Origin of the sequence: Microbacterium sp. NPDC089321, from assembly GCF_040684935.1 — a bacterium.
Classification (GTDB): Bacteria; Actinomycetota; Actinomycetes; order Actinomycetales; family Microbacteriaceae; genus Microbacterium.
In genome coordinates, this window is record NZ_JBFBGX010000001.1 from 109,194 (window position 1) to 135,770 (window position 26,577).

At 66.2% G+C, this 26,577-nt stretch carries 17 protein-coding genes; 9 read left to right on the forward strand and 8 right to left on the reverse strand.

Annotated elements, in window-relative coordinates:
* Positions 1–18: 18 nt before the first annotated feature.
* On the forward strand, positions 19–1,683 hold the full coding sequence (locus AB0N59_RS00540) for an alginate lyase family protein (protein WP_363477231.1): 1,665 nt from the start codon (positions 19–21) through the stop codon (positions 1,681–1,683).
* On the opposite strand, the gene AB0N59_RS00545 is transcribed toward AB0N59_RS00540, so the two are convergent.
* From AB0N59_RS00545 to AB0N59_RS00555, 3 genes are read right to left on the reverse strand one after another with little or no spacing between them, the layout of a single operon-like run.
* Complete coding sequence (locus tag AB0N59_RS00545; protein WP_363477234.1) at positions 1,669–2,742, reverse strand: glycosyltransferase; 1,074 nt, start codon at positions 2,740–2,742, stop codon at positions 1,669–1,671. The two genes, AB0N59_RS00540 and AB0N59_RS00545, sit on opposite strands and share 15 nt — an antisense overlap.
* Complete coding sequence (locus AB0N59_RS00550; protein ID WP_363477237.1) at positions 2,739–3,839, reverse strand: polysaccharide pyruvyl transferase family protein; 1,101 nt, start codon at positions 3,837–3,839, stop codon at positions 2,739–2,741. The genes AB0N59_RS00545 and AB0N59_RS00550 overlap by 4 nt, the downstream gene beginning before the upstream one ends.
* Before the next feature lie 4 nt (positions 3,840–3,843).
* Positions 3,844–4,566 carry a DUF6270 domain-containing protein gene (locus AB0N59_RS00555; protein WP_363477240.1) on the reverse strand — a complete coding sequence of 241 codons (723 nt, stop codon included), beginning with the start codon at positions 4,564–4,566 and terminating at the stop codon, positions 3,844–3,846.
* A gap of 169 nt (positions 4,567–4,735) precedes the next feature.
* Between AB0N59_RS00555 and AB0N59_RS00560 the strand changes: the two genes are divergently transcribed.
* From AB0N59_RS00560 to AB0N59_RS00570, 3 genes are all read left to right on the forward strand, one after another.
* The gene (locus tag AB0N59_RS00560) at positions 4,736–6,022 is read left to right on the forward strand and encodes a class I SAM-dependent methyltransferase (RefSeq protein WP_363477243.1); all 1,287 of its coding nucleotides are present in this window, start codon (positions 4,736–4,738) and stop codon (positions 6,020–6,022) included.
* A complete protein-coding gene (locus tag AB0N59_RS00565) occupies positions 6,019–8,514 on the forward strand; it encodes a glycosyltransferase (RefSeq protein WP_363477246.1) in 2,496 nt (831 codons plus the stop codon). The genes AB0N59_RS00560 and AB0N59_RS00565 overlap by 4 nt, the downstream gene beginning before the upstream one ends.
* Before the next feature lie 72 nt (positions 8,515–8,586).
* Positions 8,587–10,368 (forward strand): hypothetical protein, encoded by a 1,782-nt coding sequence (locus tag AB0N59_RS00570; RefSeq protein WP_363477249.1) that lies wholly within the window; start codon positions 8,587–8,589, stop codon positions 10,366–10,368.
* Positions 10,369–10,408: 40 nt separating this feature from the next.
* Here AB0N59_RS00570 and AB0N59_RS00575 read toward each other — a convergent pair whose 3' ends face one another.
* Both AB0N59_RS00575 and AB0N59_RS00580 read right to left on the reverse strand, forming a co-directional pair.
* Complete coding sequence (locus tag AB0N59_RS00575; protein WP_363477252.1) at positions 10,409–11,443, reverse strand: polysaccharide pyruvyl transferase family protein; 1,035 nt, start codon at positions 11,441–11,443, stop codon at positions 10,409–10,411.
* Between the two features lie 36 nt (positions 11,444–11,479).
* Entirely contained in the window at positions 11,480–14,866 is a 3,387-nt protein-coding gene (locus AB0N59_RS00580) for a glycosyltransferase (protein ID WP_363477255.1), read from the reverse strand.
* A gap of 239 nt (positions 14,867–15,105) precedes the next feature.
* Between AB0N59_RS00580 and AB0N59_RS00585 the strand changes: the two genes are divergently transcribed.
* Together AB0N59_RS00585 and AB0N59_RS00590 are read left to right on the forward strand one after the other, a co-directional pair.
* A complete protein-coding gene (locus AB0N59_RS00585) occupies positions 15,106–15,948 on the forward strand; it encodes an ABC transporter permease (RefSeq protein WP_363477258.1) in 843 nt (280 codons plus the stop codon).
* Positions 15,938–17,749: an ABC transporter ATP-binding protein gene (locus AB0N59_RS00590; protein ID WP_363477261.1), complete on the forward strand. Its 1,812-nt coding sequence runs from the start codon at positions 15,938–15,940 to the stop codon at positions 17,747–17,749. Before AB0N59_RS00585 ends, AB0N59_RS00590 begins: the two co-directional genes overlap by 11 nt.
* Before the next feature lie 31 nt (positions 17,750–17,780).
* Here AB0N59_RS00590 and AB0N59_RS00595 read toward each other — a convergent pair whose 3' ends face one another.
* Complete coding sequence (locus AB0N59_RS00595) at positions 17,781–20,114, reverse strand: glycosyltransferase (protein ID WP_363477264.1); 2,334 nt, start codon at positions 20,112–20,114, stop codon at positions 17,781–17,783.
* A 69-nt stretch (positions 20,115–20,183) separates the two neighbouring features.
* On the opposite strand from AB0N59_RS00595, the gene AB0N59_RS00600 reads away from it, so the two are divergent.
* Positions 20,184–21,350, forward strand: coding sequence for a nucleotide sugar dehydrogenase (locus AB0N59_RS00600; RefSeq protein ID WP_363477267.1), 1,167 nt, complete (start codon positions 20,184–20,186; stop codon positions 21,348–21,350).
* A gap of 127 nt (positions 21,351–21,477) precedes the next feature.
* Complete coding sequence (locus AB0N59_RS00605; RefSeq protein ID WP_363477270.1) at positions 21,478–23,031, forward strand: sugar transferase; 1,554 nt, start codon at positions 21,478–21,480, stop codon at positions 23,029–23,031.
* 33 nt (positions 23,032–23,064) lie between these two features.
* Here the strand turns inward: AB0N59_RS00605 and AB0N59_RS00610 are convergent, their stop codons facing one another.
* Positions 23,065–23,601, reverse strand: a complete 537-nt coding sequence (locus tag AB0N59_RS00610) for a VanZ family protein (protein ID WP_363477273.1) — start codon at positions 23,599–23,601, stop codon at positions 23,065–23,067.
* 4 nt (positions 23,602–23,605) lie between these two features.
* Positions 23,606–24,559, reverse strand: a complete 954-nt coding sequence (gene coaA / locus AB0N59_RS00615) for a type I pantothenate kinase (protein WP_363477276.1) — start codon at positions 24,557–24,559, stop codon at positions 23,606–23,608.
* A 70-nt stretch (positions 24,560–24,629) separates the two neighbouring features.
* Here coaA and AB0N59_RS00620 point away from each other — a divergent pair, with 70 nt between their 5' ends.
* On the forward strand, positions 24,630–26,570 hold the full coding sequence (locus AB0N59_RS00620; RefSeq protein WP_363477279.1) for a DUF4012 domain-containing protein: 1,941 nt from the start codon (positions 24,630–24,632) through the stop codon (positions 26,568–26,570).
* Positions 26,571–26,577: the final 7 nt, after the last annotated feature.

Genomic DNA, 26,577 nt, shown 5'->3' on the forward strand with positions numbered 1-26,577 from the left:
ACTGGTGAGGGGACGAACGTGCTGAGCAGATCGGCGTCGCACGCGGCAGGCCTGACCCGCGTACATCGCGCAGCCGCCCTGCTGACGCTCGCCATGATGCTGATGATCTCCGTCGCGGTTGCCCCGGCGGTACGAGCTGAGCAGGCGTCAACGCTGGATGAACTGCAGCCCGTGGTCTCGTCTGCGGGCTTCACCCACCCTGGCGTGTTCAACAGCCTCGAAAACCTCGCTTCGACGAAGAAGCGTATCGCTGCGGGCGACTCGCCCTGGGCTGAGAGCTTCAAGCAGCTCACCTCGTCGCCGTACGCGAAGCGCAACGCACCGGACTTCACGAGCTTCGGCTCCGCATCGGCATCTGATCCGACGGCGAAGAAGTGCGGCACCCAAGACCGCAGCGGGTGCGTCAGCGTCTGCGGCTCATTCAACGAGAACCCCGGCGTCGGCTGCGCGGACCAGCAAGCAGACGGGCGCGCGGTGTACGCCCAGGCGCTCGCGTACTTCTACACCGGCGATGAGCGGTACGCGCAGCGCGCGGTCGCCATCCTCAACGCCTACTCGGCGCGCTTCAAGGGAAGCCGAGGGTCGAACGGGCCGTTGATGACGGCATGGACCGCCGGGCAGATGGTGCGCGGGGCCGAGCTCATCCGCTACAGCTACAAGCCCACCTCGAAGAAGCACGAGTTCGACGCCAAGGCGTTCGGCACCATGCTCCGCAAGGTGTTCGTTCCGACTCTGACGACTTTCGACTACGGCCGCGCGAACGGCAACTGGAAGCTGTCTGCCGCAGAGGGCCTGATCGGCATCGCCGTCTTCCTCGACGATCGCCAGCTCTACGATCGCGCACTGGAAATGTGGCGCGAGCGGGTCGAGGCCTACGTCTACCTGTCCACGGACGGAGAGCTGCCCACGGCGCCGGTCAGTGATGCCGGCCTCTATCGGACGCCGACAGCGCTTCGCTGCCAGTGGCTGGACGGCAAGGCGAAAGACTGCCAGACCGATCCGCCCACTGATCCGGGCGTCCGCTTCCAGAACGGGCAGGTTCAGGAGTCGTGCCGCGACTTCGGGCACGCCGCGATGGGTCTGGGTGGGATCATCAACACTGCTGAGACAGCATGGATCCAGGGCGACGATCTCTATGCAGAGCAGCAGGCGCGCATCACCACCGGCGTTCTCTATGCAGTGCAGGTCTCGCTGAACCACAAGACGCGCGGGTGGCCGGCATCCTTCTGCGGCGGCACAGATGACCTCGACCCGTCGCTCTCGCTGGTCGAACTGCCGGTGCACGCGGTGTACAACGCGTACACCGTCCGCAAGGGAGTGCAGATGCCGGCCATCTCGATCCCCGGCTATCCGGCACCGAAACGCGGAAGCAATCCGGTGGCGGACTTCATCGCGGCCAAAGGCGCGGCCCGCGGCTACGCCGGCAATGTGACCGCCTGGGACGCGGTCACGCACGACCTGGCCACGCCGCCCGCCGCGTCCCCCACCACGATGCCCGCCCCCGATCAGAGGAACGCCGACGATCCGTCGCCGAACGCCGACGGCACGCCTGTGATGACGATGGATGTCGCGACCTCTGCCTTCGCGATCGTCGGGGTGATCGCGACGATCGTCGTGCTGGTGTGGATCGGGTGGAGACTCGTGCGGCGCAGGCGCCGCCGCGCGGATTCAGCGTCGCGGTAGCTTCAGCACGAAGTCGACGAGGAGATCCGTCTTCGCCGACCACGACTGCTGCCGGGCTCGCTCGACGCCTGCCACGTTGGGAGACGCGTGTGACAGCGCGTCGTCCAGCGCAGCGAGGGCACTGTTTTCGTCGGAGTAGGTGAACAGGCCTGCGCTCTCGTCGGCGCCGAGCACCGGCGTCGCACGAGCGACCACAGAGAGCCCGGCGGCGAGGTATTCGTACAGCTTCATCGGGCTTCGTCCTGCATTGAGCGGATCGTCTGACAGTGGCAGCATCCCGACTCGGGCGCTGTGCAGGAGAGTGGGCAGCGTCGAGTACGGCACGCCTCCCGACAGTTCGACATTGTCCGGCAGCATGACGGGCGGTGCAGGTGAGGGGCCCACGACGACGAAGCGCATACGAGGGCGGGCCCGCGCCCAGGCGCAGACCTGCTGCCAATCGAAGCGCCGGTCGAGGGCTCCGACGTAGATGCATACGTCCGCACGCTCTGGTTCCGCCGAGGCGATGAAGTGGGCGGTGTCGACGCCGTTGCCCAGCACGAGGTGCGGCTGACGGAGAGGTCCGAGCGCGCGCAGCACTTCGCTCGAGGTCGCGGTCACGCCGTCGGCGGCAGCGATGATGCTCTTCTGCATGCGGGCTTTGACACCAGCCGGATAGAGATCGGTGGGCCGGTACACAAGCCGGTCGGTGAGCTCGCGGATGGAGTCATCCCAGAGCAGGGGCTGATCGATCAGCACGGCGTCGAAGCGAGTGTCTATGCCGTGGTGCTGCAGTTCGCGACCCGCGGTGAGCCTGCCGAAGGGGGTCGGCATCGTCGTGCGCGGGACGATGTGCGTGACGCCATCGCGATCCCGGTGCGGCCCGCGCGGCACGCGCGACGCTTCGCTGCGACTGACTCGGCCGAGCCGCCGGTGCACGTGCGAGATGGGAGTCGAGAGGTGCACGACCTCCGCACCGCGCCGAGCGAACTCGCGGGCATAGTGGTGGCTGCCGACGCGGAACGTGCGGAAGGCATGACTGTGGGACAGGAAGAGAATCCGTCGCAGCTCAGCGCTCATGCGCGGCTCATCCGGATCGTCTGACGCACCTGGTCCTCGATCTCGTCGAGGCGCCGGCGAGCCGCTTCGACCCGCTCCCCGGTCTGGTCCGTCCGGCCCAGCTGCGTCATCAGGAACGCCTGCATGTCGGGCGACGGCGCGTTCGCGGCGTCAAGGGTGATGTCGAGGATGCCGACCGCGGCGAACGCGTCGGCGATCTTGCGGGTCGGTGCGGGTACGAGCTCGGCCGGCGCTGCGCCGTCGATTGCGGCGAGCACGAGCACGTGCATCCGGTCGCTGATCACGAGCCGTGCACGGGAGTATCGCGCTCGCAGGCTCTCCTCGTGAGCGACCGGGTCCGTGTCGCCCCATTCGTCGAATTCGCCACCCAGCGCCGAGGCGAGTTCGCGAGCACGCGACTCATCTTCCCGCACCTGAACGACCGTCCGGATCCGCAGCCCAGCGGCCTCGGCCGTGGCGCGCACCGCCTGGATCCAATCGTCGTCGGGCATGGGGCGGGCTCCGCGTAGGCTCACGATGAGTTCGTCCCGCGCCTCCGATTCGGGACTCGATTTCGCAGCGGCGAACCCGATGTCAGGTGCAAGTTCGCCATCTCCGATGAGCGCGGCACTCGCCTCGTCACGCCAAAGCGCGACCTGCGATAGGCGGACCGCGCGCGCATGCAGCCATCTCGACGGGTTCGACGGCGATCTGATCCCGCGAGGAGGCCGCACCACGACGCCGCCCTTCAGCCGCACGACCATCGTCTCTATGAGGAAGACGAGCTCCCGCAGTCCGTTGCCCCTGTGCAGCGGTACCTCCCCCGCCTCGAAGACGAGCACGGGGCGGGCGGGCGCCGTTGCCAGCATCCACAGCCAGCGAGCAACGCTGCGCTTCGAACGCAGCACGGTCGCATCGTCAGGTACGCCGAGCTGCCGCAACCACACGTCAGGCGAATCACCCGTGTAGACGATCAGTTCGTCTGACGTGTCGAGTGCCCAACGGAGAGTGCCGCGTCGGATGAGCGCATCGCCGATGTTTCCCGCGGGGCCGGTCAGCGAGACGAGGGTTCTGGTCGCTCTGGTGCGGACGTGTGCATCGCCAGCCGCGGAACGCATGGATTCAGAGCACCTCGAGAATCGCGTCGAGTGACGCCCGATAGCTGTCCTGGGTGTAGTGGAAAGGTGCCGCACCCCACTGATGTTCGCGCGCACTGAGGATACGCCGAACGTCCGGGCGAGCGACTCGCACTCCGTGGCGCTCGGCGATCGCGGAGTATTCGGCGAGTACGGCGTTGAAGGCTTCCGGATCGTTAGCGGCGGTCTTGGTGCTGGCGCCCTCTTCATCCCGGAGGGCCCAAGGAATGGCGTTCAGGATGAGACGGTCCCGGGTTCCGGAGCTCTCAAGGGACGCGAGGAACTCGACCAACGCCTGTTCCCACAGCGTGCGATGCTCAGCCGTCCCGATGCGTATAGGAGTATTCAGCGCGGCCTGCCCACGGTAGATCCCGGTCGTGTAGTCGACGACTCGGCTCACGTATCCGCCGGACGGCACTCGATAGACGCCCAGGCGCTCGTCGGTGAGATCCCAGATGATGAGATCCAAGTCGTCCGAATTCGAGGTCAATTTGGCGACCGCGTTGCCCCTGATGTCTCCCTCCGCCATCCGGCGCTGGAACGGCGAGGAGATCGTGGAGGTATCGAAATCCTTCGAGCGAGAGGGTGCGGTTGCTGAGATCAGCGATTGACGCGCGACGTAGCCAGCCAGCTCCATACCGTAGTCGGGCCAGAGCTCGACCCCGTCCCTGGTGACGCAGGACCCGTAGATGAACACACGCTGCATCATCCGAAGGTACCCGATCCGCATGCAGTGTCCGTCGCGCGAGCAACGCGCGTAACCGCTGCTGATATTCTGGTACAGGCCATGTCCACGGCCACCAAGAGCGCGTCAAGAGAGCGCGAAGAGGGTCGAACCACAGGGGGCGGCATTGCCGGTTGAGTCAGTCGTGCGTCGCATGGTCGCTGCGTGGAGGGCGCTGGGGCGCGTGCGCCAAGCCGCGCTCGCATTGCTTGTCGCGCTCGCTGCGACCCAGGTGATCATCATGTTCGCAGTCGGTCAGCTCGTGCTGATGCCGCTCGTCGCCATATGCACACTCATCGGCGTCTTCCTCATCAAGCTGTCATCTGCGGAACGAGGGAGCAGCGCGCGGTTGATCAGCGTGCGCCGCGAGGTTACCCGCACGCAACGCGCGATCGCCGACGAACTCAAGGCGCACAAACGCACGGTGTCCCTCAACCGCGAGCAGCTTGGTCTTCTTCGGGAGCAGACCGGGCGCACGAGTGCCCAGTTCGAGTGGCTGGCCGAGCGCGCCGTCGCCGCCGGATCGACCGAAGCGCTGTTGCAGCGAAGCGCGAACGATGTGCTAGCACAGATCAGCAAGCAGTCTGAAGTTCTCGAAGCGCTGCGAGCGTCAGGCGACCAAGCACTGAGCGCGGCGGCAGACCGTCATATCACCGCCCTCGCCGAGGTGAAGGGGCTGCTGTCACAGCAGCACACTGCGCTCCAGCGCACACTCGAAAGCACAGCGAGCATTACCGAATCCGTGGATGCCGTCGGCAAGAAGATGGCAGTCGCCTTCGACGGCGGCAACTCCCATTCTCTTGAGCGCCGAATCGTGGCCGAGCTCTCCGCCCTCGCATCGCTCTACGATCAGGGCATATCGCGTCGGCTGCCGACCTTCGCCAGCTGGGCCATGTCGCCCCTGTCAGTGCAGTACATCCGCACGATCGCCGAAAGACTCGACTCGGGCCACGCCATCGTCGAACTCGGCTCTGGAGTTTCTACCGCGTGGATTGCTTCCTCGCTCGCGCAGATGAACGAGCCTCCGGCCCTCGTCGCGATCGATCACGATCCGATGTATGCGGAGACCACACGCACGTACCTCACCGACATCGATGCGGACCACGTCGCGCAGGTGGTCCTCGCTCCGCTTACCGGCGTCCACCTCGCTGGCGTGGAACATCATTGGTACAGCACGCAGTGGGTGGAGTCCGTCGACAACATAGGTCTTCTTATCGTCGATGGCCCCCCTGCCGGGCAGCACCCGGGCGCCCGATATCCGGCGGTCCCGCTCCTGATGGATCGGCTGGCTGACCGGGCGACGATCTTCGTTGATGATGCCGATCGGCCTGGCGAGTCTGAGGTCATCAAAGCATGGCTGAAGATCCCGGGGATTACTCGGGGCGGCTTCGTCGGCCGGTCACTCGTGCTGAACTTCGCTCGGAATGGAGATCCCCAGTGACGAAGTTGGGTGCGCTGGCGAACATGCAGGGCGCCGACGCCGAGTATGCCCGCCGCCTGCTGATCGGTGGACACGGAAACCTCGAAACGTTCACGCTTCAGAATCGCACCCGCGCCACGAGGGATGCGTACGCACTGGCGATATCACGCGGCACTTTGCATTACGGCGCCCTGCTGGCCCGAGTGTTCTACGAAGCTGCGAACGATCCTCTTGAGCAGTCGATGCCGATGTCGCAGTTCGACCCTAAATCGTTCTTCTCCCTAACGCGCATCATGGCGAACCAAGCCACAGGAGCGAGCGAGACATACGAAGCAGTGCAGATGTACAAGGCCGGGATGAGAGCGTTCGGCGTGAAGACGCTCTCCCGCACCGACCGTCTGATCTTCCTGGAAGCCATCGCCTCGCTTGGTCATGCCAAGGACGTGCAGAAGTACGCCCAGCTCTTAAAGGTGAAGTCGCTGGATCGAAATCAGCTCAATCTTCTCGCCGCAAACAGTCTCGCGGCGAATCGACTGGCCGAGCATTCTCGCAGGCCTTCGGACGCGTGGCTCGATCTGGTCAACGCCGGCTATCGCGAGTCCGGCATCGAGACCATCTCATTCGCTCCTGGCGACGATCCGCTATTCGATCGCATACTTAGCGGCGCTGCTGAACACATCCTCGACGGCCCCAAAGTCACGGTGATCGTTCCCACATTCAACAGCGGCCCTCGCATCGCGACGGCCCTTCGGTCCTTGGTGAACCAGACGTGGCGAAACCTCGAGATTCTCGTCATGGACGACGCCTCGCCCGCAGAGAACGACCGGTTCCTCCTGGAGTGGCAGGAGCGGGATTCACGTATCCGCGTCCATAAGATGCCGGAGAACGGCGGAACCTACAGAGCGCGCAACTTCGCGGTCACGCAGTTGGCGACGGGCGAATTCATCACCGTGCACGATGATGACGACTGGTCGCACCCTCGCAAGATCGAAACGCAGGTTTCAGAACTTCTCGCTGATTCGTCTCTCGTGGCCAACATGTCTCTTCTGTCGCGCGCGACCCCTGAACTGATCTTCACCCGCATCAACAACAATCCGGTATTCAGCCAGCCGAACTATTCGTCGCTGATGTTCCGACGCGATCCAGTGGTCGACGAGGTCGGTCACTGGGACCTGGTCAACCGAAGTGCCGATGCCGAATTCCACGACCGTCTCCGGACGGCCTACCCGACAGGAACATCCGTAGCCGGAACGGATGTGCTCTCCTTCCTGCGAGTGAGGTCGGGCTCGCTGACCTCAGGGGAGATCGCTCGGGGATACATCGACCGGCGAAGGGTCTGGTACCAGCAGTCGTCGCGCGACTGGCACCAGCGCGCAGCCAGCGACGGGCAGTCACTCTTCATGCCGGCCTTCCCTGCGACCGCACGGCCCTTCTCTGCTCCCGCGAACATGATCGGCTCGAAACATGACAAGGGCGCACTCGAGGTCGATATCGTCTACGTCACCGACTTCCGGTTCCCCGGCGGCAACTCTTCGCTTGCCGCGACCGAGATCGAGCTGCTTGTCGCGAAGGGCCACCGAGTAGCGCTCATGCAGATGGCCTCCCCCGTGAACTCCGCGCGCGCGGTCATCCAGCCGCGGTTCCTGGCCGTTTCCAATGACCCGCTGGTTTCGATCGTGTCGCCTCTTGATGAGGTGCGAGCGCGGCTGACGATTGTGCGGCACCCTTCCGTGCTTCAGTACCCGGAGGCGGTCCGCTCTGGAGTCGAGACCGATGAGCTGGTGGTGATCGTCAATCATGCACCCTTCGGCCGAGACGGTCTGGGATCGATCTACGATCTTCCGCGGACTGTCGAGACTGCTGAAATCGTCTTCGGACGCCCCGCCAAGTACGCCGCAGAATCGGCTGTGATCAAGGCGAGTCTGAGAGGTCTCGTCTCCCCCGGCTCGATTCTCTCGACGACCTGGCCCGGCATCATCACGGCTCAGCCGACCCCGGGCGCTGCTCCCGCTCCGACTCGAACCATCGGACGCCACAGCCGCGACCACGCTCTGAAGTGGCCGGAAACGACGTCCCGCTTGCTGGGAAGCTACCCGGACTCCGCGGAGTACGACGTCCGGATACTGGGCGGAGCAGACACCGCCGAGAAGATTCTCGGCGAGCTACCGCGCAATTGGACGGTCCACGAGTTCGGCTCCATCGAACCCATGGAGTTCCTGCACCAGCTTCCTTTCTGGGTGTACCAGCATCACTCGGCCTTGACCGAGTCCTTCGGAATGGCCGCTGTGGAGGCGATGGCCGCGGGGTGCGTCGTGATCATGCCGCCTTACACCCGACCGACGTTCGAGGATGGTGCCGTCTACTCCGAGGCCGAGGATGTGACGGCCACGATCGACACGTTCATCGCAGAGCCGGAACTGTACTTCGCCCAAAGGGCGCGAGCTATGGACTTCGTGGCCAAGCACTTCAGCCCGGATGCTTTCTACGCGAGAATCGACGCCTTGCTCGCCTGAATGCCCGATGTGGTTACCCCGCGAACAGCCAGCCATCCCATCCGTACCGTGCACATGTCTCAGGAGGGCGCCGTGGACGCGTTGCTCGCACCAGTAGTGGTTTTCGATAAGAGCACCAGATCGACGACCGTCTACAACAGCAGTGGATCGGCATTTTCCACCGATAGCTCAGATTCGCCCGTCGCAGATATTCATGGTCGCGGAGTGCTCGGAGCCCGGCTGGTCACAAGTGTCACAGACCTCGAGCCGCTCTTAGCGACCGAGAGCTCTAACACCATGATCGACCTATGGCAGAAAGGCGCCCGGGGGGCCCTATGCGCCTATGTGTTTCGCGGAGGCACGACGTACGTCCTACCCGATCCGATGGGCACAGCTACGGTTCTGTTCCTCGACGCAGACAGGTACTTTGTCGCGTCGACGTCGATGGGAGCGCTCGTCGACCGTGCGCGCCGCCTGGGGCTCGACCTCCAACCGAACCTCGACTACGCCCTGGAAGTCGCGTTCAACGGAGGGGGAAGCATCTCGCGTACGAGCTACGAGCAGGTCGATCGCCTTCACCCTTTCGAGTATCTTGCGGTCTCCGACAGGGTGGAGCGCCGGGAGTATCCGATTGCGCAATGGTTCTGGGAGTCTCAGGTGTCGCCTACTGAGCTCTTTGAGCTCTACCTTGCCGACATTCGGGAGTCGATCAGCGCCGTCGCGAATTCACGTGACGACGTCAATCGAATTGCACACCTTACAGGTGGACTCGACAGCCGGGTTGTTCTGGCAGCGCTTCTTGAGCAGGGAGCCGCCGATGCCTTCGGGTACTACACTGTCGGCCCCACAGGAACCCGGGATCGCGACGTCGCGGAAGGCGTGGAGAGCACGTTCGACTTGGCTCCCACGTCCTTCAGCGGGCTTGTCGCTCCTGCATTCTCCTCGCCGGTCGCGGGTAGCGTCGCAGCGCTCAAGCGCACAGGTGGAATGACACGGCAGGGTCCCACCGGCTACGAACGACGATCGGATGCCCTCGTCCTGGGCGGCGGCCACGGCGAACTTGCGCGGAGCTTCTACGCGCGCCGAGCGCCCGCCTTCTCCCAGGTTCGCTATTCGGCGCACGAAGTAGCGCTTCAGCTGTTCGGAGACAGTATGTTTGGGCCCTACAATTCGTCCCGGTCGCTGCTTCGCAATCAGGCACGCGAACGCTTGATAGAGGGACTTCGGACGGCGCTCACCAGGATCGGATCACGCGCCGAGAACGACGATTATGTGCTCGATTTCTTCTACATCGACGGCCGCAATCGCAACCATATTGGACTGACGCAACTTTCTACATCGGATTTCGCGACCAGGGTGGATCCCCTCTATTCCCTGGCAGGTGCCAAGCTCGCGCATTGCACGCCTCTCCCCTTGCGTTCGTCCGGACTGTTGCTCTTCGATCTCATCCAGCGTTTTTCTCCGAAGCTCCTTACACTCCCATTCGACTCGCCTAAGTTCGGCGAAGAATTGTGGCACGTTAGAAGACAGCCATCCGTAGCTGAGTTCTCCGGTCGGTTACGCCCCGCTAAATATCCGGACGCGGCCGCTCGCCCTCCCGCGATCGCCCGTGGCTATCAGATGGAGTCCGGGATGAGTCACGACGAGGCTGTACGCGTCGCCGCTAGCCTGAACGCTCCGTTCTGGCAGGTCAAGATCTTCAAACAAGCCGCCGAGGGCGTGCGAGGGGCTCTCGCGCACAATCAATCGGATATCGTCGAGCATTTAAACCATACCGGTGTGAACTGGCTGGTCAAGAATGGGCTCAAGCACAAAGCGTACCTCCGCCAGGTGGTCGACTTGTATGTCGTCATCGAGTGGTTGCAGCAGTCTTAGTCACCGGCTGAAATTTCCGTAACTCTGTGTCGGACGAGGGCTAGTTCACAAGGTCGACCAGTGTCTGCGCCTCCCCTTTCAAGCGTTGCAGCGTCACCTCATCCGCGTTCGTCCATCTCGCCTTCTCAGCCGCGGCGAGAAAGCGCTTGAGGTCCTTCACCGTGGCCACGCGCAGGTCGAGAGCACGCTCAGGGTGCCCGATCTGCTCGTAGAATCTCCGGGTCTTCTCGCGCACGTAAAGCGAGAACGTCGGGATCCGCTGCGAGTACGACGTGATCGCGAGATGCAGGTGCGAGGTGAACAGGGCGCGCATGCCTGCCAGACGTGGCAGGAACTCCTCCAACGCCGTGTAACTCAGCAGTTCGGCACCCTGCGCCGCCGGTGCGATCTCTGAGCGCGCCCGGCCGTTGCGGATGAGGATGACGTCCTTGCGCCTCTTGCGCGCATACGCACCCAGCGTCTGCACGATCTCCGGCAGCTCCGGGTTGCCCTGCACATCTTCGAACGCGCTCACGTCGAACTGCAGGCCCAGCTTGCCGCTGCGACTGGGCGCGAAATCCAGGTACTCCGGCGTCAGCAGAGCGACATCCGCACCCAGCACGATCTTCTCGGCCGGCACCCCCAGTCCGTGCAGGTGATCGTAGGATTCCTGATCGCGCACGCCGACCGCATCAGCGCGCGCAGAGACTCCCAGCGCCAGCCTGCGGGAACGGTCGCGCAGCCATGGGCCCGCCCCCACACTCGTCACGACGACCGGCGTCGACCCGGCGAGCGCCCCAGACTGCTGCGCGTCGGCGACGAACTGCAGGTGCGAGGCCCCGGGCTTCGCACCCGACGTGTCGCTCATGATGCCACCCCCGCCGACGACCACGAGGTCGGCGGATTCGAACAGGCCGTCGTAGCCCTCGGCGTGCGCGGTGCCGAGCCAGGCGCTGTTCGCCTCGCTCAGGCGAGGGATGCTCACGTCATACCCGTGCTGCTGCAGGTGCTTCGCGAGGATGCCGCCGACCAGGTCGTCGCCGAAATTGTGCGCCTTGTACGGTCCGACGATCAGCGCCCGCCGTCTTTCAGCCATCCGAATCGCTCCTCACGTCCGTGCAGTGCCGGCCCATCATGCGTCCCCGCTGCTCTCGACCAGCGAGGCGAAGATCCGCTGCGCATCATCGCTCAGGTCGAGCGACCTGAGTTCGTCGAGCGCGGCCGGAGCGAGCAGGGCGAACTGCTTTCGTGCTCCGTCGTACACGTAGTCGACGATGTTGTTCACGTGCTCTGCGACCTGTGCCGGCAGCTGGTGGTTCTTCAACTCGCGTGTCATCTCGAGGTACGACAGGTAGTAGCCCCTCGCCGATCGCTCGGCATTGAGCGTCGTGATGGTCGAACCCGGACGCATACGACGTGCGTACGCATCGATGCTCACGTGGGCCGCGCGCGACGCGTGCAGCATCAGGCGGAACGTGTACGGGTTGTCCTGGTGCACGATCCCCGGGATGAACCGCACTCCCTGCGTGCGCACGAAGCTCGTGCGCACCATGTACAGTCCCACGTGCGGTCGATAGTCCTTCTCGCGGCGCATGGCGGCCATCAACTGCACCCCGCTGCGCACCTCGCGGTAGCTGTGGGCACGCTGGTAGTAGGTCGAATAGCGCTTCCAGACCTTCTCGTCGATGTCTCCATCACGGAAGGCGATGCAGTCGAACAGCAGCAGGTCGAGCTCGCCATCGTCCGCGGTCCGCACCAGTCGCTGTGCGACGTCGCCCGACCAGTAGTCATCGCTGTCGAGGTAGATGAGGTAGCGTCCGGCGGCAGCATCCAGGCCCCTGTTGCGACCGACCGACTGCCCGCTGTTCGGCTGCTCTATCACCGTCACTCGCGAGTCGGCATCGGCCAGCCGGCGCAGAATCTCGCCCGAACGATCGGTCGAGCCGTCGTCGATGCAGATCACCTCGACGTCGATCCCCGTCTGCGCGAGAACACTGGTCACGCAGTCTGCGAGCCACGCCTCGGCGTTGTAGACCGGGATGACGAACGAGACGTCCGGCACAGCCGCCCGAGCAGGCGTCGGGGTGCCCGGTGCCGCCCGCAGCGGGGGCGGTGGAGCCGTCACCGCGGCACGAACGGCGGTGGCCGCGCCCGCGAACCCCGGGCTCTTCTTCGCGGGGCGGAGCAGGTCGCGCACTCGCCGCGGCAGCTTCGTGATCGCCCGCCCGATACGGAAAGACGGCCCCTCGGTGATCTGCCTCAGCTGCGCCCGCGCCAGATCGCGGTCGCGCCGCAGCGCATCCGCATCGGTGCCGGCGAGCTCGGCCGCCGCCCTCTTCACGTTTCGCTCGCCGATTCGCACCGTCCAGTCGAGAAGCAGCGCTGCCTCGGCGAGGCTGGGCTCGGGCGAGTATTCCGGGGGCAGCGCACCGACGAGCAGCTTCTCGAGCAGCATGCCGAGATCGACATCCGCGATCCGCTGCGCGTGTTCGCGTGCGCGCTGCGAAAGCTGCGCGTAGCGCTCGGGATCGTGCGCCAGCTCTGCGATGAGATCAGCGAGCGCGGCAGGGTCGTCCGGCTGCGACGACAGCACCGCCGGATTGTCTCGAACCGTGGCGAGCCACGGCAGGTCGTACATGGCGACGGGCATCCCCATCGCCTGCGCCTCGACGAGCGTCAGCTGGTATCCCTCGATCGCGCTGGTCGACACGAGGAGGTGCGCGTCCGACACCGCCGCCTGCAGCTCAGCAGAGTCGCGTTCGCCGAGCAGGTCGACAGCGTCGCCGACGCCTCTCTGCTGCGCATACCGGCGGACGTCCTTCGCCGAGAGGCTCTTCGACCCCGGCCCCACGATCGTCAGCCGGAAGTCGATGCCTCTGGCGCGCAGCTCCGCGGCGACGTCGACGAGATGCGGAACCTGCTTGGTCGCGGTGTTCAGCCGGCCCCACCATGCCAGCTCGAGACGGCTGGCGAGCTGACGAGGTTCCGGGTCGCCCTCGAGCGCGCTGAGCGTGAGCGAAGACGGAGGGTTGGGCAGATAGACGGCCTGGTTCTGGCCTCGCAGCTTCCAGAACACAACGTCGGTCGGCGAAAGCGTCACTGCCGAGAGAAGCGTCTGCAGATGCTCGTCGAGGAACGAGATGCGGTTGCTGAGGTCGAAGAGCGGCCGAAGGGAGAAGTTGTGCAGCCAGCCGATGGTGGGGATGCCAATGGCGGCCGCAGCCAGCGCACGCCACGGCCAGTGCTCGTTGTACAGGATGTGATGGTCGATCACGATGTCGATCGACCGCGCTCGGCACAGCGCGACCCATTCATTCACCCGCGCGAGCGTGCTCGCGTTCGTCAGCACCACCACCTCGACGCCGTTGGGCACTTCGAGCTGGTTCTCCGCGGTCTCGAGCACCACGATCGTGACATCGTGGCCGGCCGTGACGAGACGGTCCGCCTGGTCGACGAGGACGTTCTGAAGGCCGCCGGTGTCCAGCCGACGCGTGGTCAGCAGTACGCGCCGAGGCGCCTCCGGTGCGGGCGGCACCTGGGCCTGAGCGGAGATCGCGGTCAGGGCTTCAGGGCAGAACGCCGCGGCCGCGCGCACGAGATCGAGCGCACTCACCTCGCCCGACATCATCGACATGCACGCCCGTTGCAACGATCCGGAGGTGTCCCGGATGGCGTAGCGCAGCACGTTCGCGATGATGTGCAGCCGCGCGGATTCATACGAGTGCAGCAGCGCGTCGCCTGCCCCTGATTCCCTCGCCAAGAGCTGGACCCGGTCGGCGATCGCGACGATGGGCGCGATGCCGCTCAGCAGGAACGCGAACCGATCCGTGCCGTCGACGCGGTGCCCGCTCGTGCCACGCCGGAAGTGATAGCGGTAGAGCCGTTCAGGGATCGATGTGTACTTCTTCGCGTGCGCGAGCGCGAGGAACGAGATCGGCAGGTCGTTCGCGCGGTAGAACCGCAGGTCGTCAGAGAATCCGTCGTAGGCCGCCCGCAGCAGATCCGTCGAGAAGAGGTACCGCCAGAGGTGGCCGTTGGCCGGCTCACCGACCGGGAACAGGCTCGGCACGATGTGCGGAGCGCGCAGCTCGGAGAAGCTCGGCTGGAGGGCCTTCTCCAGCCGGGACGGCACGCCGTCTGGTGCGACGATCTCCACTCCGAAGCCGACGACATCGGAGTTCGTGGACTCCGCGGCGGAAAGGGCGAGCTCAGCTGCGCGAGGGTCGAGCTCGTCGTCACCGTCGAGGAACAGCACGTGGGGAGCGGATGCCGCCGCGATTCCCGCCCTACGGGCCTGGAATGCCGACATGTTCTGCGCCTGACGGATCAGGGTGATGCGCGGATCCGCCTGCTGGAACCGCTCCACGATGCCGACGGTCCCGTCGGTCGACGCGTCATCGACGCAGATGATCTCGATCTCTCGAAGCGTCTGGTCCAGGCAGCTCTGCAGAGCCGCTGACACATGCTGCTCATCGTCGAACAGCGGCATGACGATGGAGATCCGCGCGTCGTCGGCCACATGCCCTCCAGGCTTACCTTCGCGGAGCGGGCGCTCTCGCGTAGCCCGTATTCAGGAGACACGGGTTAGATTAGATCCTATCTACGCGGATTTCTCGCGTGGATCCGGTCACGCTCGCGCGCCCGACCTCCCCCACGCACGCTGCCGCCCGCTCTCCGTCCCCCGTGCCAGGCCCTCAGCCGCACGCGGAAGCCCGCGGCGGAATCTGATCACGAAAGAGGCACGGCATCATGGCTGACGTGTCGTCCCCTGAACTCGACGGGCTGCAGCCGGTCGGTCAGCGCCCACCTCTGGGCGCCTACCTGGCTGAGGCATGGCGACGACGGCAGTTCGCGTTCACCTTCGCCGCCCATCGCCTGATCGGCGGCCTGCTCGAGAACCGACTGGGCATCCTGTGGCTCGTCATGCGGCCGCTCTCCATGGCGCTCATCTACGGCACCATGTTCAGCTTCATCCTGTCGAGCTCAGCGAAGCCCGACGGATACGCGCAGTTCATCATCATCGGCATCTGCCTCTTCGAGTTCTTCACGCAATCGCTGCTGGGCGGGGCGAAGTCGATCACGAACAACGGCAAGCTCGTGCAGAGCCTCGGCTTCCCGAGGATCCTGCTGCCGACCTCGATCGTGATCGAGGAGACCCTGCGCATGGTCCCCGTCGTCGGGCTGATCTTCGTCATCCTTCTGGCTTTCGGCGAGCCCCTCGCCTGGTCGTGGCTGCTCATCTTCCCGCTGCTGGCGGTGATGGCGATCTTCAACTTCGGCTGCGCGCTCATCGCCGCCCGCCTCTCGGTGCATGCGCGCGACGTGCAGCTGATCATCCCCATCATGAATCGGGTGCTGCTGTACGCCACCGGCATCTTCTTCGACGTCGACGGCGCGCTCGCCGACCACCCGGTGATCCTCGGAGTCGTTCAGATGATCCCGACCTACGGATTCATCGGAATCGCACGCGACGTCCTGCTGCAGTCGTATACGGCGCCGCCGATCGCCTGGATCCTCGCCCCCGTGTGGGCCCTCATCACGCTGCTGTTCGGGGTGGTCTTCTTCTGGCGCGCTGAAGCGAGGTACGGCCTTGGCGAGTGACACCGCGCAGAACAGCCCATTCGAGCTGCTGGAGCGGCCGACACCACGGCCGATGATCGTCGCCGACAACGCGCATGTGAACTACCGCGTGTACGCGTCGGGAAAGCGCGTAGGACCGCGGGAGCGCCTGTTCAGCGTCGCCGCCCTTCGTGGCGGGCGCGAGCTGAAGACCGTGCCGGCTCTGAGGGGGGTGACCTTCACCGCATCCGAAGGCGAGACGATCGGTGTCGTCGGCCATAACGGCTCCGGCAAGTCGACACTCTTCCGCGCGATGAGCGGACTGGTGCCGACCTCCGAAGGCACCATCTGGGCGCGTGACAGGCCCGTGCTTCTCGGCGTCAACGCGGCTCTGGTTCCTTCGCTGTCGGGCGAGAACAACATCAAGCTCGGACTTCTCGCGATGGGCTTCACCGCCGAAGAGGCGGCAGCCCAGGTCGACCCGATCGCCGACTTCGCCGAGCTGAACGAGTTCATCCATCATCCGATGCGCACCTACTCGGCGGGGATGGGTGCTCGGCTGCGCTTCGCCATCGCCTCGGCGAAGGCGCACTCGATCCTGCTCGTCGACGAGGCGCTGGCCGTCGGCGACCGGCGCTTCCGCCTCAAGAGCGAGAAGCGCATCGCCGAGCTGCGCGAGAGCGCGGGACTCGTCATGATCGTGAGCCACTCAGTCGGCTCGCTCCGCGACACCTGCGATCGCGTGCTGTGGGTGCACAAGGGCGAACTGCGTGCCGACGGCCCGACCAACGACGTCATCGCCGACTACGTGAAGTGGACGAAGGATCCGAAGAGCGTCGCAGTGGGCGCGGCTTCGAAGCCGGCGATGAAGCCGGCAGCCGAGACGGAGAAGCCCCAGTCCGCAGCGATCGGGCCTGCGTCCGACACCGCCGCACCCGCCGCACCCGCCGCCGCCAAGGCTGCCGAAGCAGACGCGGGGCTGTCGATCTTCGACGAGCTGCTGCGCGGGCTCGAGCCCGAGAGCCCCCGCGAGGCCGCCGAAGAGACCAAGCGCTCCCTGGCGCGCGCCGAGAGCGACGCTCGCGCAGCGACCCGCCGCGAGCGCTATCAGCGTGAGGCGGACAGGCGCGTCCGCAAACGTGTCATCGCGGCGATCATCACCGGCGCCGCGATCCTCGCGGCTATCGGCATCGGGGCGGCCTTCGCTCTGGCGACGAGCGGCGCGGCGGCTGCGCCGCAGAGCGTGTCCTCGCCCCGGCCCACGACGAGTTCGACGCCGACCGCCGCCGCCCAGCCCGTCATCGTCGCGTTCTCGACAGCGAAGGCGCCGGTCGTATGCACCAGCGAAGAGGCATCCGCGCTGGCCACCTTCAGCTGGGAGGTCACCGACGCGACGAACGTCCAGGTCGCCCTGACCTCCACCGCGATCGATCCTTCCGCCCCGCCCGCCACCATGCCTCCGAAGGCGAAGGACGCCACGCTCCCCTTTCCTTGCGCCAGCGAGGCCGAGAGCTACACGCTCACCGCCCTCGGCGAAGACGGCACGCGGGTCTCGAAGGCGGTCACGGTGACGCGCCAGATCGACCCGACAGCACCGCCGCAGGACGCGCCGGAGTCCACGTCTCCGCAGCCGAGCAACCCGGTGCAGCAGCAGCCGCCGGCGTCGACGACGCCGACGACTCCGCCCGCCGAGCCGTCCACCGCCCCGAGCCCCGCTCCGCTTCCTCCGCTGCCCACCGCCCTGCCGACCATCCCGGCGCCCGAACCGTCAGATCCGCCTCCGCCCGTCGAGGAACCGCCGCCGGCCGAGGAATCCGGCGGCACGACTGACGCCACGAGCTAGTCAGCGCCTGACGCCCCGAGGCGCCTCTCGGCTAGCGGGCACCGAACCACTTCTTCGCGCGGTGCGCGATAGGCCGAAGACCCGGAGCTATCCTCAGCGCCGCCCGTCCGGCTGGCGCTGCCGACGTCCACACCCGCGCCGCGAGTCCCGCGTCCGCCGCCGATGCGCGCTGCCTGCCCCGTGCCCGCTCGGCGAAGAACACCAGCAGTCCCAGCAGCTGCCGAGCGTCATCCTGGCTCGGCTCGGGCGTGAAATCCTCCGGCAGCGTGCCTGCGACGACGCCTTCATACAGCTGCGCGAAGTCATACGAGATCGCACGATCGGCGGCCTCCTGCGACGCCCGCGAGAGTCGGGCGTAGCGCTGCGGGTCGCCGCTGAGATCGATGATCCTCCGGGCCAGCCCGCGTGCATCCCCCTGCGGCACCGAGATGATGCCCTCGTTGTCCTGCACGAGCGTCAGCCACGGAAGCTCGTACATGGCCACGGGCAGGCCGCGGGCCTGCGCCTCAGCGATGGTCAGCTGATAGCCCTCGATGATGCTCGTCGAGACGAACAGATGAGACGCGTCGATGGCATCCCGAAGCGCCGCTCCTCGCAGAGGACCCACGGCGGCGACCTGCGCACCGAGACCTCGACGACGCGCCCGGGCGTTGAACTTGGCCGCCGTGACGTCGTCCCAATCGGGTCCGACGACGGTCAGGCGGAAATCGGCTCCGAGAGAGCGCAGCTGCGCGCCGATCTCGATCAGTTCGTACACCTGCTTGGTGTGCTGCTCGAGTCGACCCCACCACAGCAGCTCGATGTGCCCTGAGGGTGCCTGCTTCTGCACAGGCTTCTCAGACGACTCGAGCAGCAGCGGAGAGGGCGGGTTCGGCAGCCACGCGACATTCCGCACTCCTCGCAGCGTGAAATACGCGACATCCAGCGGCGACAGCACCACGAGCCTGTCGAGCGTGGCCGCGCAGCGTTCGATGAGTGACAGCCGCCCGTTGCCCTCGTAGATGGGGCGGCCGACGAAGTTGTGCATCCACCCGACAGTGGAGGCACCCTCGGCGCGAGCCATCAGGGCGAACTCCGGCCACGAATCCGTGTAGAGCACCTGATGGTCGATCACGACGTCGACGCCGCGATCGCGGATGATCCGGCCCCAGTTCTCGAGGCGGTCGACCAGGCTGCGACCGGTCAGCTCGATGAACTCGACGCCGGGCGGGACAGCCGCCGGGTCGCTCCCAGCGCTGCGGACGACCACGGTGACGCGATATCCGCTCGCGCGGAGATACTTCGCCTGCGAGGCGAGCACTGCCGAGACCCCGCCCGTGCGCAGCGTCGAGGTCACGAGCAGCACGTTGCGCACGGTGTGCCTTTCGACAGGATTCAGAGCCGTGTGGAACTTCAGTGTGCTCAGTGTGCGGGGATAGAACCGCGCGGCCGCGTGCACGATGTCCTGCGCCGATGCGACGGTGTGCAGGTGGGCCAGCGCGGCGTCGAGCACAGCTCCGTCGCTGCGGTCGATGAGCTGGGAGCAGACGTAGCCGACGATCGACAGTCGCGCCGATTCGTACGTCTCGCGCAGAAGCTGGGGATCGGGATGCCTCGACGCGAGCTCGTCGATCGCCGGCGCGATGGCTGTGATCGGATCGATCGCCGAGGTGTAGAACCTCGCACGCTCGGCGCTGTCGACGTCGTGTCCGCTCCCGCCACGACCGAAGTGATAGCGGTAGAGCCGGTCGTCGATCGACGCATACGACGAGGCGAGAGCCGCGACGAGGAGCATCAGCGGCAGGTCGTTCACGCGAGGGAACACGAGGTCGTCGTCGAGCAGCGCATACGCCTCCCTCAAGAGGCGGACACGGAACATCATCCGCCACAGCTGGCCCTGCGCGGCCCGGCCGACCGGGAACAGTCCACGCAGCACCTCGGCGCCGTCCAGGTGACGGTGCGCCGGCTGCAGTCTGCGCTCGTACGAGCCGCCCGTGCGTCCATCCTTCTCGATCACGGTGACACCGAAGCCGATGAGATCAGCGTCGGAGGCATCTGCCGCAGCCAGCGCCTTCTGCACCGCATCGGGCGCGAGTTCGTCATCGCCGTCGAGGAACAGCACGCGCTCGGCCTGAGCGGCCAGGATGCCGGTGCGCCGTGACTGGAATGCCGACAGGTTGCGGGAATGCGTCACCAGACGCACCCGCGGATCCTCGGCCCGGTGCCTCTCGACCACCGCTGCCGTGCCGTCGGTCGACGCGTCATCGACGCAGATGATCTCGATCTGCTCGACCGTCTGCGCGCGAGCGCTTCGCAGCGCGGCCGAGATCGTGCTCTCGTCGTTGAAGACCGGGATGACGATGGAGGTCAGAGGAGGCACGGCCATGGCATTCGAGTCTATCTGCGCCGGTTACGCGGGTAATCTGACCCCTTTCGGCCAGATAGCCTTGACGTCATGAAGATCGCCATCGCCGGAACCGGCTACGTGGGCCTGTCGAACGCCGTCATCCTCGCTCAGCATCACGAAGTCGTGGCTGTCGACATCGACCCGCAGAAGGTCGATCTTCTCAACGACAGGCGCTCCCCGATCATCGACGACGAGCTGCAGGAGTACCTCGCCACTCGTGAACTCGACCTGACTGCGACGCTCGACGCCGAGACCGCCTACCGCGACGCGGACTTCGTCGTCGTCGCGACGCCGACCAACTACGACGAGGTGGCGAACTTCTTCGACACGTCTTCGGTCGAGTCCGTCGTCGGCGTCGTCCTCGAGGTGAATCCGCGCGCGATCGTCGTCATCAAGTCGACCGTTCCCGTCGGCTTCACCGCGGGGCTCGCGGCGCAGCACCCCGGCGCGACCATCATCTTCTCGCCCGAGTTCCTGCGCGAGGGTCGCGCGCTCTATGACAACCTGCATCCCTCGCGCATCGTGGTCGGAGACCGCGGCCCCGCCGGCCGGCGCTTCGCCGAGCTGCTCGTCGAGGGTGCCATCGACACCGACGTGCCCGTACTGCTCACCGACTCCACCGAGGCCGAGGCGATCAAGCTCTTCGCCAACACGTACCTCGCGCTGCGCGTCGCGTACTTCAACGAGCTCGACACCTACGCCGCCGTGCACGGGCTCGACACGCGTCAGATCATCGACGGCGTGGGGCTGGACCCGCGCATCGGCTCGCACTACAACAACCCGTCGTTCGGCTACGGCGGATACTGCCTGCCGAAAGACACGAAGCAGCTGCTCGCGAACTACTCCGAGGTGCCGCAGAACCTCATCGCGGCGATCGTCGAGGCGAACAGCACCCGAAAGGACTTCGTCGCCGCCGACATCCTGTCCCGCGGCCCCGAGACCGTCGGCATCTACCGCCTGGTGATGAAGTCGGGCTCAGACAACTTCCGGCAGTCGTCGATCCAGGGCATCATGAAGCGACTCAAGGCGAAAGGCCTGACCGTTGTGATCTACGAGCCCACGCTCGAAGACGAGGAGTTCTTCCACTCGGAGGTCGTGCGCGACTTCGAGGACTTCAAGCGCCGCTCGGATGTGATCATCGCGAACCGTGCCACTGATGCCCTCGCCGACGTCACCGAGAAGGTCTACACGCGCGACATCTTCGGACGGGACTGACGTCTGCTGGCGGGATCCGACGCGCCGCTCGACCCAGAATGAGCGGTGATGAGTATTATCCTGGTATATCCACCTTGCCGCTGAGGGGCGGCGAGGTGCTGCAGTACAAGAATGCAGAGCGGATGACGTGACGACCGAGTCGAACAAGGGGACGAGTTCGTTCCTCACACGACCCTCGTACTCCGGAACCAGGCCGAGAACTGCCCCCGCAGCCCGGTCGGTCTCGGGAGCGGCGGGCGCGACGATCCAGCGACGGCGCGTGCCATCGTGGGTGCGCCGCTACTCGAGAAGACTCCTCTACACGGACGTGATCATCCTGGTCGCCACTCTGACGCTCTTCGGCCTGCTCATGCTGCCTGGCCTGCAGGCGAGCGTCGTGTGGCCGAACGGCCCCGACGACGTGCCGTACTTCGTTCCGCTCACCATCGTCGGTCTGCTCTGGATGCTGACACTCGCGGCGTTCGACACTCGCGACCGTCACATCGTCGGCCACGGAGTGCTCGAGTACCGGCGCGTGGTCGATTCGACCCTGTTCGTCTTCGCGGCGATCGTCATCTTCGCTTTCTTCCTGCGCATCGAGGTCGCTCGCACGCTGTTCCTCTTCGCGCTGCCCGTCGGACTGACCGGCCTGCTGCTGGGACGCTGGTGGTGCCGCCAATGGCTGCGCAGGCGCCAGTCGGCCGGGGATTACGTCTATCGAGCGGTCATCCTCGGGGATCGCGAGAAGATCGCGCACGTCGTCAAGCAGATCCGCAGCACCCACGGCACGGGGTACGTGATCGTCGGCGCCGTCACACCGCACGGCGTCTCGGACATGATCGGCGACGTGCCCGTGCTCGGCCCGCTGCATGAGGCGAAAGAGGCCATCGATGCCACCGGCGCCGACACCCTCATCCTCACCGGTGCCGACGAGATCAATCCGACGGCCATGCGCCGGCTCGGCTGGGCGATGGCCGAGCGCGACGTGAGCTGGGTCGTCGCACCCGCGCTCACCGACGTCGCCGGCCCGCGCATCCATGCGAAGCCGGTGGCCGGCCTACCTCTGGTCCACGTCGACTTCCCCCGGCTCGAGGGGTACCGGCGCTTCGCCAAGCGATCCTTCGACATCGTCGGCTCGATCCTGCTGCTGATCCTGACTTCGCCGATCATGCTGGCCGCGGCCATCGCTGTGCGTCTCGAGGGCCCCGGCCCGGTGCTCTACACGCAGGAGCGCGTCGGTCGACGAGGCACGACGTTCGCCATGTTCAAGTTCCGCTCGATGGTCGAGGGCGCCGACGACCAGCTCGCCAGCCTGCTCGACCTGCAGGGTGCCCCCGAGCAGCCGTTCTTCAAGGTCACCGACGACCCGCGCATCACCCGGGTCGGTCGGATCATGCGTCGCCATTCGATCGACGAGCTGCCGCAGCTGCTCAACGTCCTCTCCGGCAAGATGAGCCTGGTCGGACCCCGGCCCCAGCGGCCGGCGGAGGTCGCGCTCTACGACGATGTCGTGGAACGTCGTCTGATGGTCAAGCCGGGCATGAGCGGTCTGTGGCAGGTGAGCGGAAGGTCGCAGCTCACGCCGGAGGACTCGATCCGCCTCGATCTCTACTACGTCGAGAACTGGTCGTTCACGCAGGACCTGCACATCCTGTTCCGCACGATCAAGGCGGTCATCGCGCCTGGACGCACCGCCCACTGAGCCCCCGCCCGGCGCATCGCCGAGCAGCCTGAATCAGCGCCGCGCCCATCGCTGGTCCCACTGGCTCTGGGCGATGACCCTGCGGTCTCGGGCGTGCACCAGCGCGCGGATGACGACGGCGATCAGCAAGCCGATCCATCCCCCGAGACCGTTGGCGACGACATCCTGCACCGACGCGGTGCGCTGCGAGAGCAGCACTGCCTGCGCGAGCTCGATCGCCGCCGAGAAGGCGGGCGCGAGAAGCAGACCGAGCCACACCCCGCGCCGGGGCAGCGCGAGACCGATGAGAAGGCCGAGCGGAACGAACATCGCGATGTTCGCGGTGAACTCGAGCTTCGAGTATCCGAACCACTCGGGCACGCCATTGTCGTGCAGCACTGTGAGCAGCTTGCGGATGGCGTCTTCGCGCCCCATGTTGATGGGGGTCGGTGACATGGTCACCCCCAGCACGACCGCGAGGCAGAGCAGCAGCAGCACGATCGCGATCCCGGCACGAAGACCGCCGGTAGACGGTCGGGATGGCGCGGCGGGCCGAGCGGACTGCAGCATCCGCGTGAACTCATCTGTCACGCGGTCACACCTTCCGCAGCTGCACGCTCTCGACGGCGTGGTCGGCACCCTTGCGCAGCACGAGGGTGGCACGGTGCCTGGTGGGCATCACGTTCTCTACGAGATTCGGCATGTTGATCTCGTTCCAGTAGCCGAGGGCCGTCGTGACGGCCTCATCGTCGGTCAGGTGCGCGAACACGTTGAAGTACGACGACGGATTGCTGAACGCCCCCTGCCGCAGAGCGAGGAACCGATCGATGTACCAGCGCTCGATGTGACGGGTGTCGGCGTCGACGAAGATCGAGAAGTCGAACAGGTCGCTCACGGCGACATCGTTGGGTGCCGGCGGCGGCTGCAGCACATTGAGTCCCTCGACGATGACGACGTCGGGGCGGCGCACCACGACGTGCGCGTCGGGCACGATGTCGTAGCGCATATGCGAGTAGAACGGAGCGCGCACCTCGGCGGCACCGCTCTTCACCTCGGTGAGGAACGAGATGAGGGCACGCCGGTCGTACGACTCTGGAAAGCCCTTGCGGTCCATCAGGCCGCGGCGCTCGAGCTCCGCGTTCGGGTAGAGGAATCCATCTGTCGTGACGAGCTCGACTCGGGGGGTGCCCGGCCAGCGGCTCATCAGCTCACGCAGCAGGCGCGCGATGGTCGATTTGCCCACAGCCACCGAGCCGGCGACACCGACGACGAATGGAGTCGTGGTGTCGCTCTCCTGCAGGAACGCGCTGGTCGCGGCTCCGAGCTGGCGGGTAGAGCTCGCGTACAGGCTGAGCAGCCGGCTCAGCGGCAGATAGACCTCGCGCACCTCGGTGATGTCGAGCCGGTCGCCGATGCCGCGGATGCCCACGACCTCGGTCTCGGTCAGCGGCTGGTCGATCCCCGCCGCGAGTCTCGCCCAGTCGGCGCGGTCGATCTCGCGATACGGAGACAGCGGCGGGGTCGGGGAGGTGACGGTCACGGAGCCCATGCTACCGACGCAACCTCGCCGGTCCGGCGCTCACACCGTTCGCACCTGCGCGGGATCCTACGATGGAGTAATGCAGACACGTGCCGAACGTCGCGCCCAGCAGCAGCGCGAGCAGACTGAGGCGTTCGACCAGTTCTCCCAGGAGATCTTCGAGAATCGAGCCGGATCAGGCGACGACGACCGTCCTCCCCGTCGTCCGCTGCTGCGGAGCTTCCGCTTCTGGGTGCCGATCAGCATCCTTCTGATCCTCATCGCCGTCGTCGTGATCGGCGGCCTCATGGGCAAGCACGTGTATGACCGCGCCATGGCGGCCAAGAGCTCGCTCGAGCAGGCGATGCCGCTCGCGACGAAGGCGGCAGACGATGTGATGGCCGGCGACAACGCCGCAGCCAAGGAGACCGTCGCGCAGATCTCCGCTCTGACCGCGGATGCCAGGAAGCAGACCGACGACGACATCTGGAAGAGCCTCGAGTGGGTTCCCGTCGCCGGTCCGAACCTCTACGCCGTCCGCACCGCGGCATCCGTCACCGACGACCTCGTCCGCGATGCGCTCACCCCGGCCACCGACCTGTCGCTCGCTGCTCTCAAGCCGGCCGATGGAGCGATCGATCTCGCCGGCATCAAGTCGATGCAGGGTGTCGTCTCACAGGCATCCACCGCCGTCTCGAAGGCCGCGACGCAGCTCGACACCATCCAGGACGACGAGCTGATCTCGCAGGTCTCCGGGGCTCTCGACAAGCTCACCGGCACCGTCGACGAGCTCGAGCCGATGCTGAAGCCCGCCGCCGAGATCCTCGGCGTGCTGCCCGCCGCACTCGGCGACGAGAAGCCACGGAACTACCTGGTGCTCATCCAGAACAACGCCGAGTCCCGCGGCACGGGCGGAAACCCCGCGGCGCTCGTCATGATCAAGGTCGACAAGGGCCGCATCAGCATCGAGCAGCAGGCATCGAGCGGTGACTTCGACAACGGTCGCAAGACTCCCGTGACGAAGCTCAACCCCGAGACGGTCGGTCTCTACGGCGACAAGATCGGGCGCTGGATGCAGGACTCCACACTCTCCCCCGACTTCACCGAGACCGCCGGGATCATGCGGGCGTGGTGGGCCGAGGAGTTCGGCACGCCGATCGACGCCGTCGTGTCGTTCGACCCCGTCGCACTCGGCTACCTGCTGAAGGCCACGGGACCCGTCACCGTGCCGAACGACCCGGTCGACGTCGGCTTCGGCTACAAGGTGCGGGTGATGGACGAGCCGCTGACGCTCACCGACAAGAACGCCGTGCCCTTCCTGCTCAACGGCATCTACTCCGAGTACCCGGTTCCCGAGAGGCAGGACGCCGTCTTCGCCGCATCGGCCCAGGCGGTCTTCTCCGGCCTCACCTCGGGCAAGGCCGAGCCGAAGGCACTGCTGGCCGCGCTCACTCAGGCGACCGACGAAGGCCGCCTGATGTATCAGCCGGCCACCGAGTCCGAGGCCGAGCTGGTCGGCGAATCACGCCTCGCGGGCAAGCTGCCCACCACCAACGAGTCGTCGACGATGGTCGGCGCGTACGTCAACGACATCACCGAGGGCAAGCTCGACTACTACATGCAGCTCGACCTCGCCGCGTCGTCGACCCAGTGCACTGCCCCCGACGCCCCCGTCTTCGGCGTCACCGCGACCCTCACCAACACGCTCAGCGCCGACCAGGCGGCGGGCCTGGCCCGTTACATCGCGCCGGCCCGCTTCTTCAAGAAGGGCGACGTCGCCACCAACCTCGTGCTGTACGGCCCCGTCGGCGCGAAGACCGCTACGGTCACCGTCGACGGCAAGCCCGCCAAGGCGACGCTGAAGCCGCATCTGGGACGCCCTGCGGTGCTGGTGCAGGTGCAGAACACGCCAGGCCAGAAGCACACGATCTCGGCCACGTTCGAGGGAGCAGCCGGCGCGTACGGCCCGCTCGAGGTTCGCCACACTCCGATGGTGCGCCCGACGGCGCTCACCGTCGACGCCGCGGGCTGCGGCGACTGAGCCGATC

Excerpts from the sequence above, each read along its gene's own strand:
- AB0N59_RS00545 (WP_363477234.1), bottom strand. The coding sequence starts at position 2,742 with ATGAGCGCTGAGCTGCGACGGATTCTCTTCCTGTCCCACAGTCATGCC.
- AB0N59_RS00550 (WP_363477237.1), bottom strand. The coding sequence starts at position 3,839 with ATGCGTTCCGCGGCTGGCGATGCACACGTCCGCACCAGAGCGACCAGA.
- AB0N59_RS00555 (WP_363477240.1), bottom strand. The coding sequence starts at position 4,566 with ATGATGCAGCGTGTGTTCATCTACGGGTCCTGCGTCACCAGGGACGGG.
- AB0N59_RS00560 (WP_363477243.1), top strand. The coding sequence starts at position 4,736 with ATGGTCGCTGCGTGGAGGGCGCTGGGGCGCGTGCGCCAAGCCGCGCTC.
- AB0N59_RS00575 (WP_363477252.1), bottom strand. The coding sequence starts at position 11,443 with ATGGCTGAAAGACGGCGGGCGCTGATCGTCGGACCGTACAAGGCGCAC.
- AB0N59_RS00595 (WP_363477264.1), bottom strand. The coding sequence starts at position 20,114 with ATGGCCGTGCCTCCTCTGACCTCCATCGTCATCCCGGTCTTCAACGAC.
- AB0N59_RS00600 (WP_363477267.1), top strand. The coding sequence starts at position 20,184 with ATGAAGATCGCCATCGCCGGAACCGGCTACGTGGGCCTGTCGAACGCC.
- coaA (WP_363477276.1), bottom strand. The coding sequence starts at position 24,559 with ATGGGCTCCGTGACCGTCACCTCCCCGACCCCGCCGCTGTCTCCGTAT.
- AB0N59_RS00620 (WP_363477279.1), top strand. The coding sequence starts at position 24,630 with ATGCAGACACGTGCCGAACGTCGCGCCCAGCAGCAGCGCGAGCAGACT.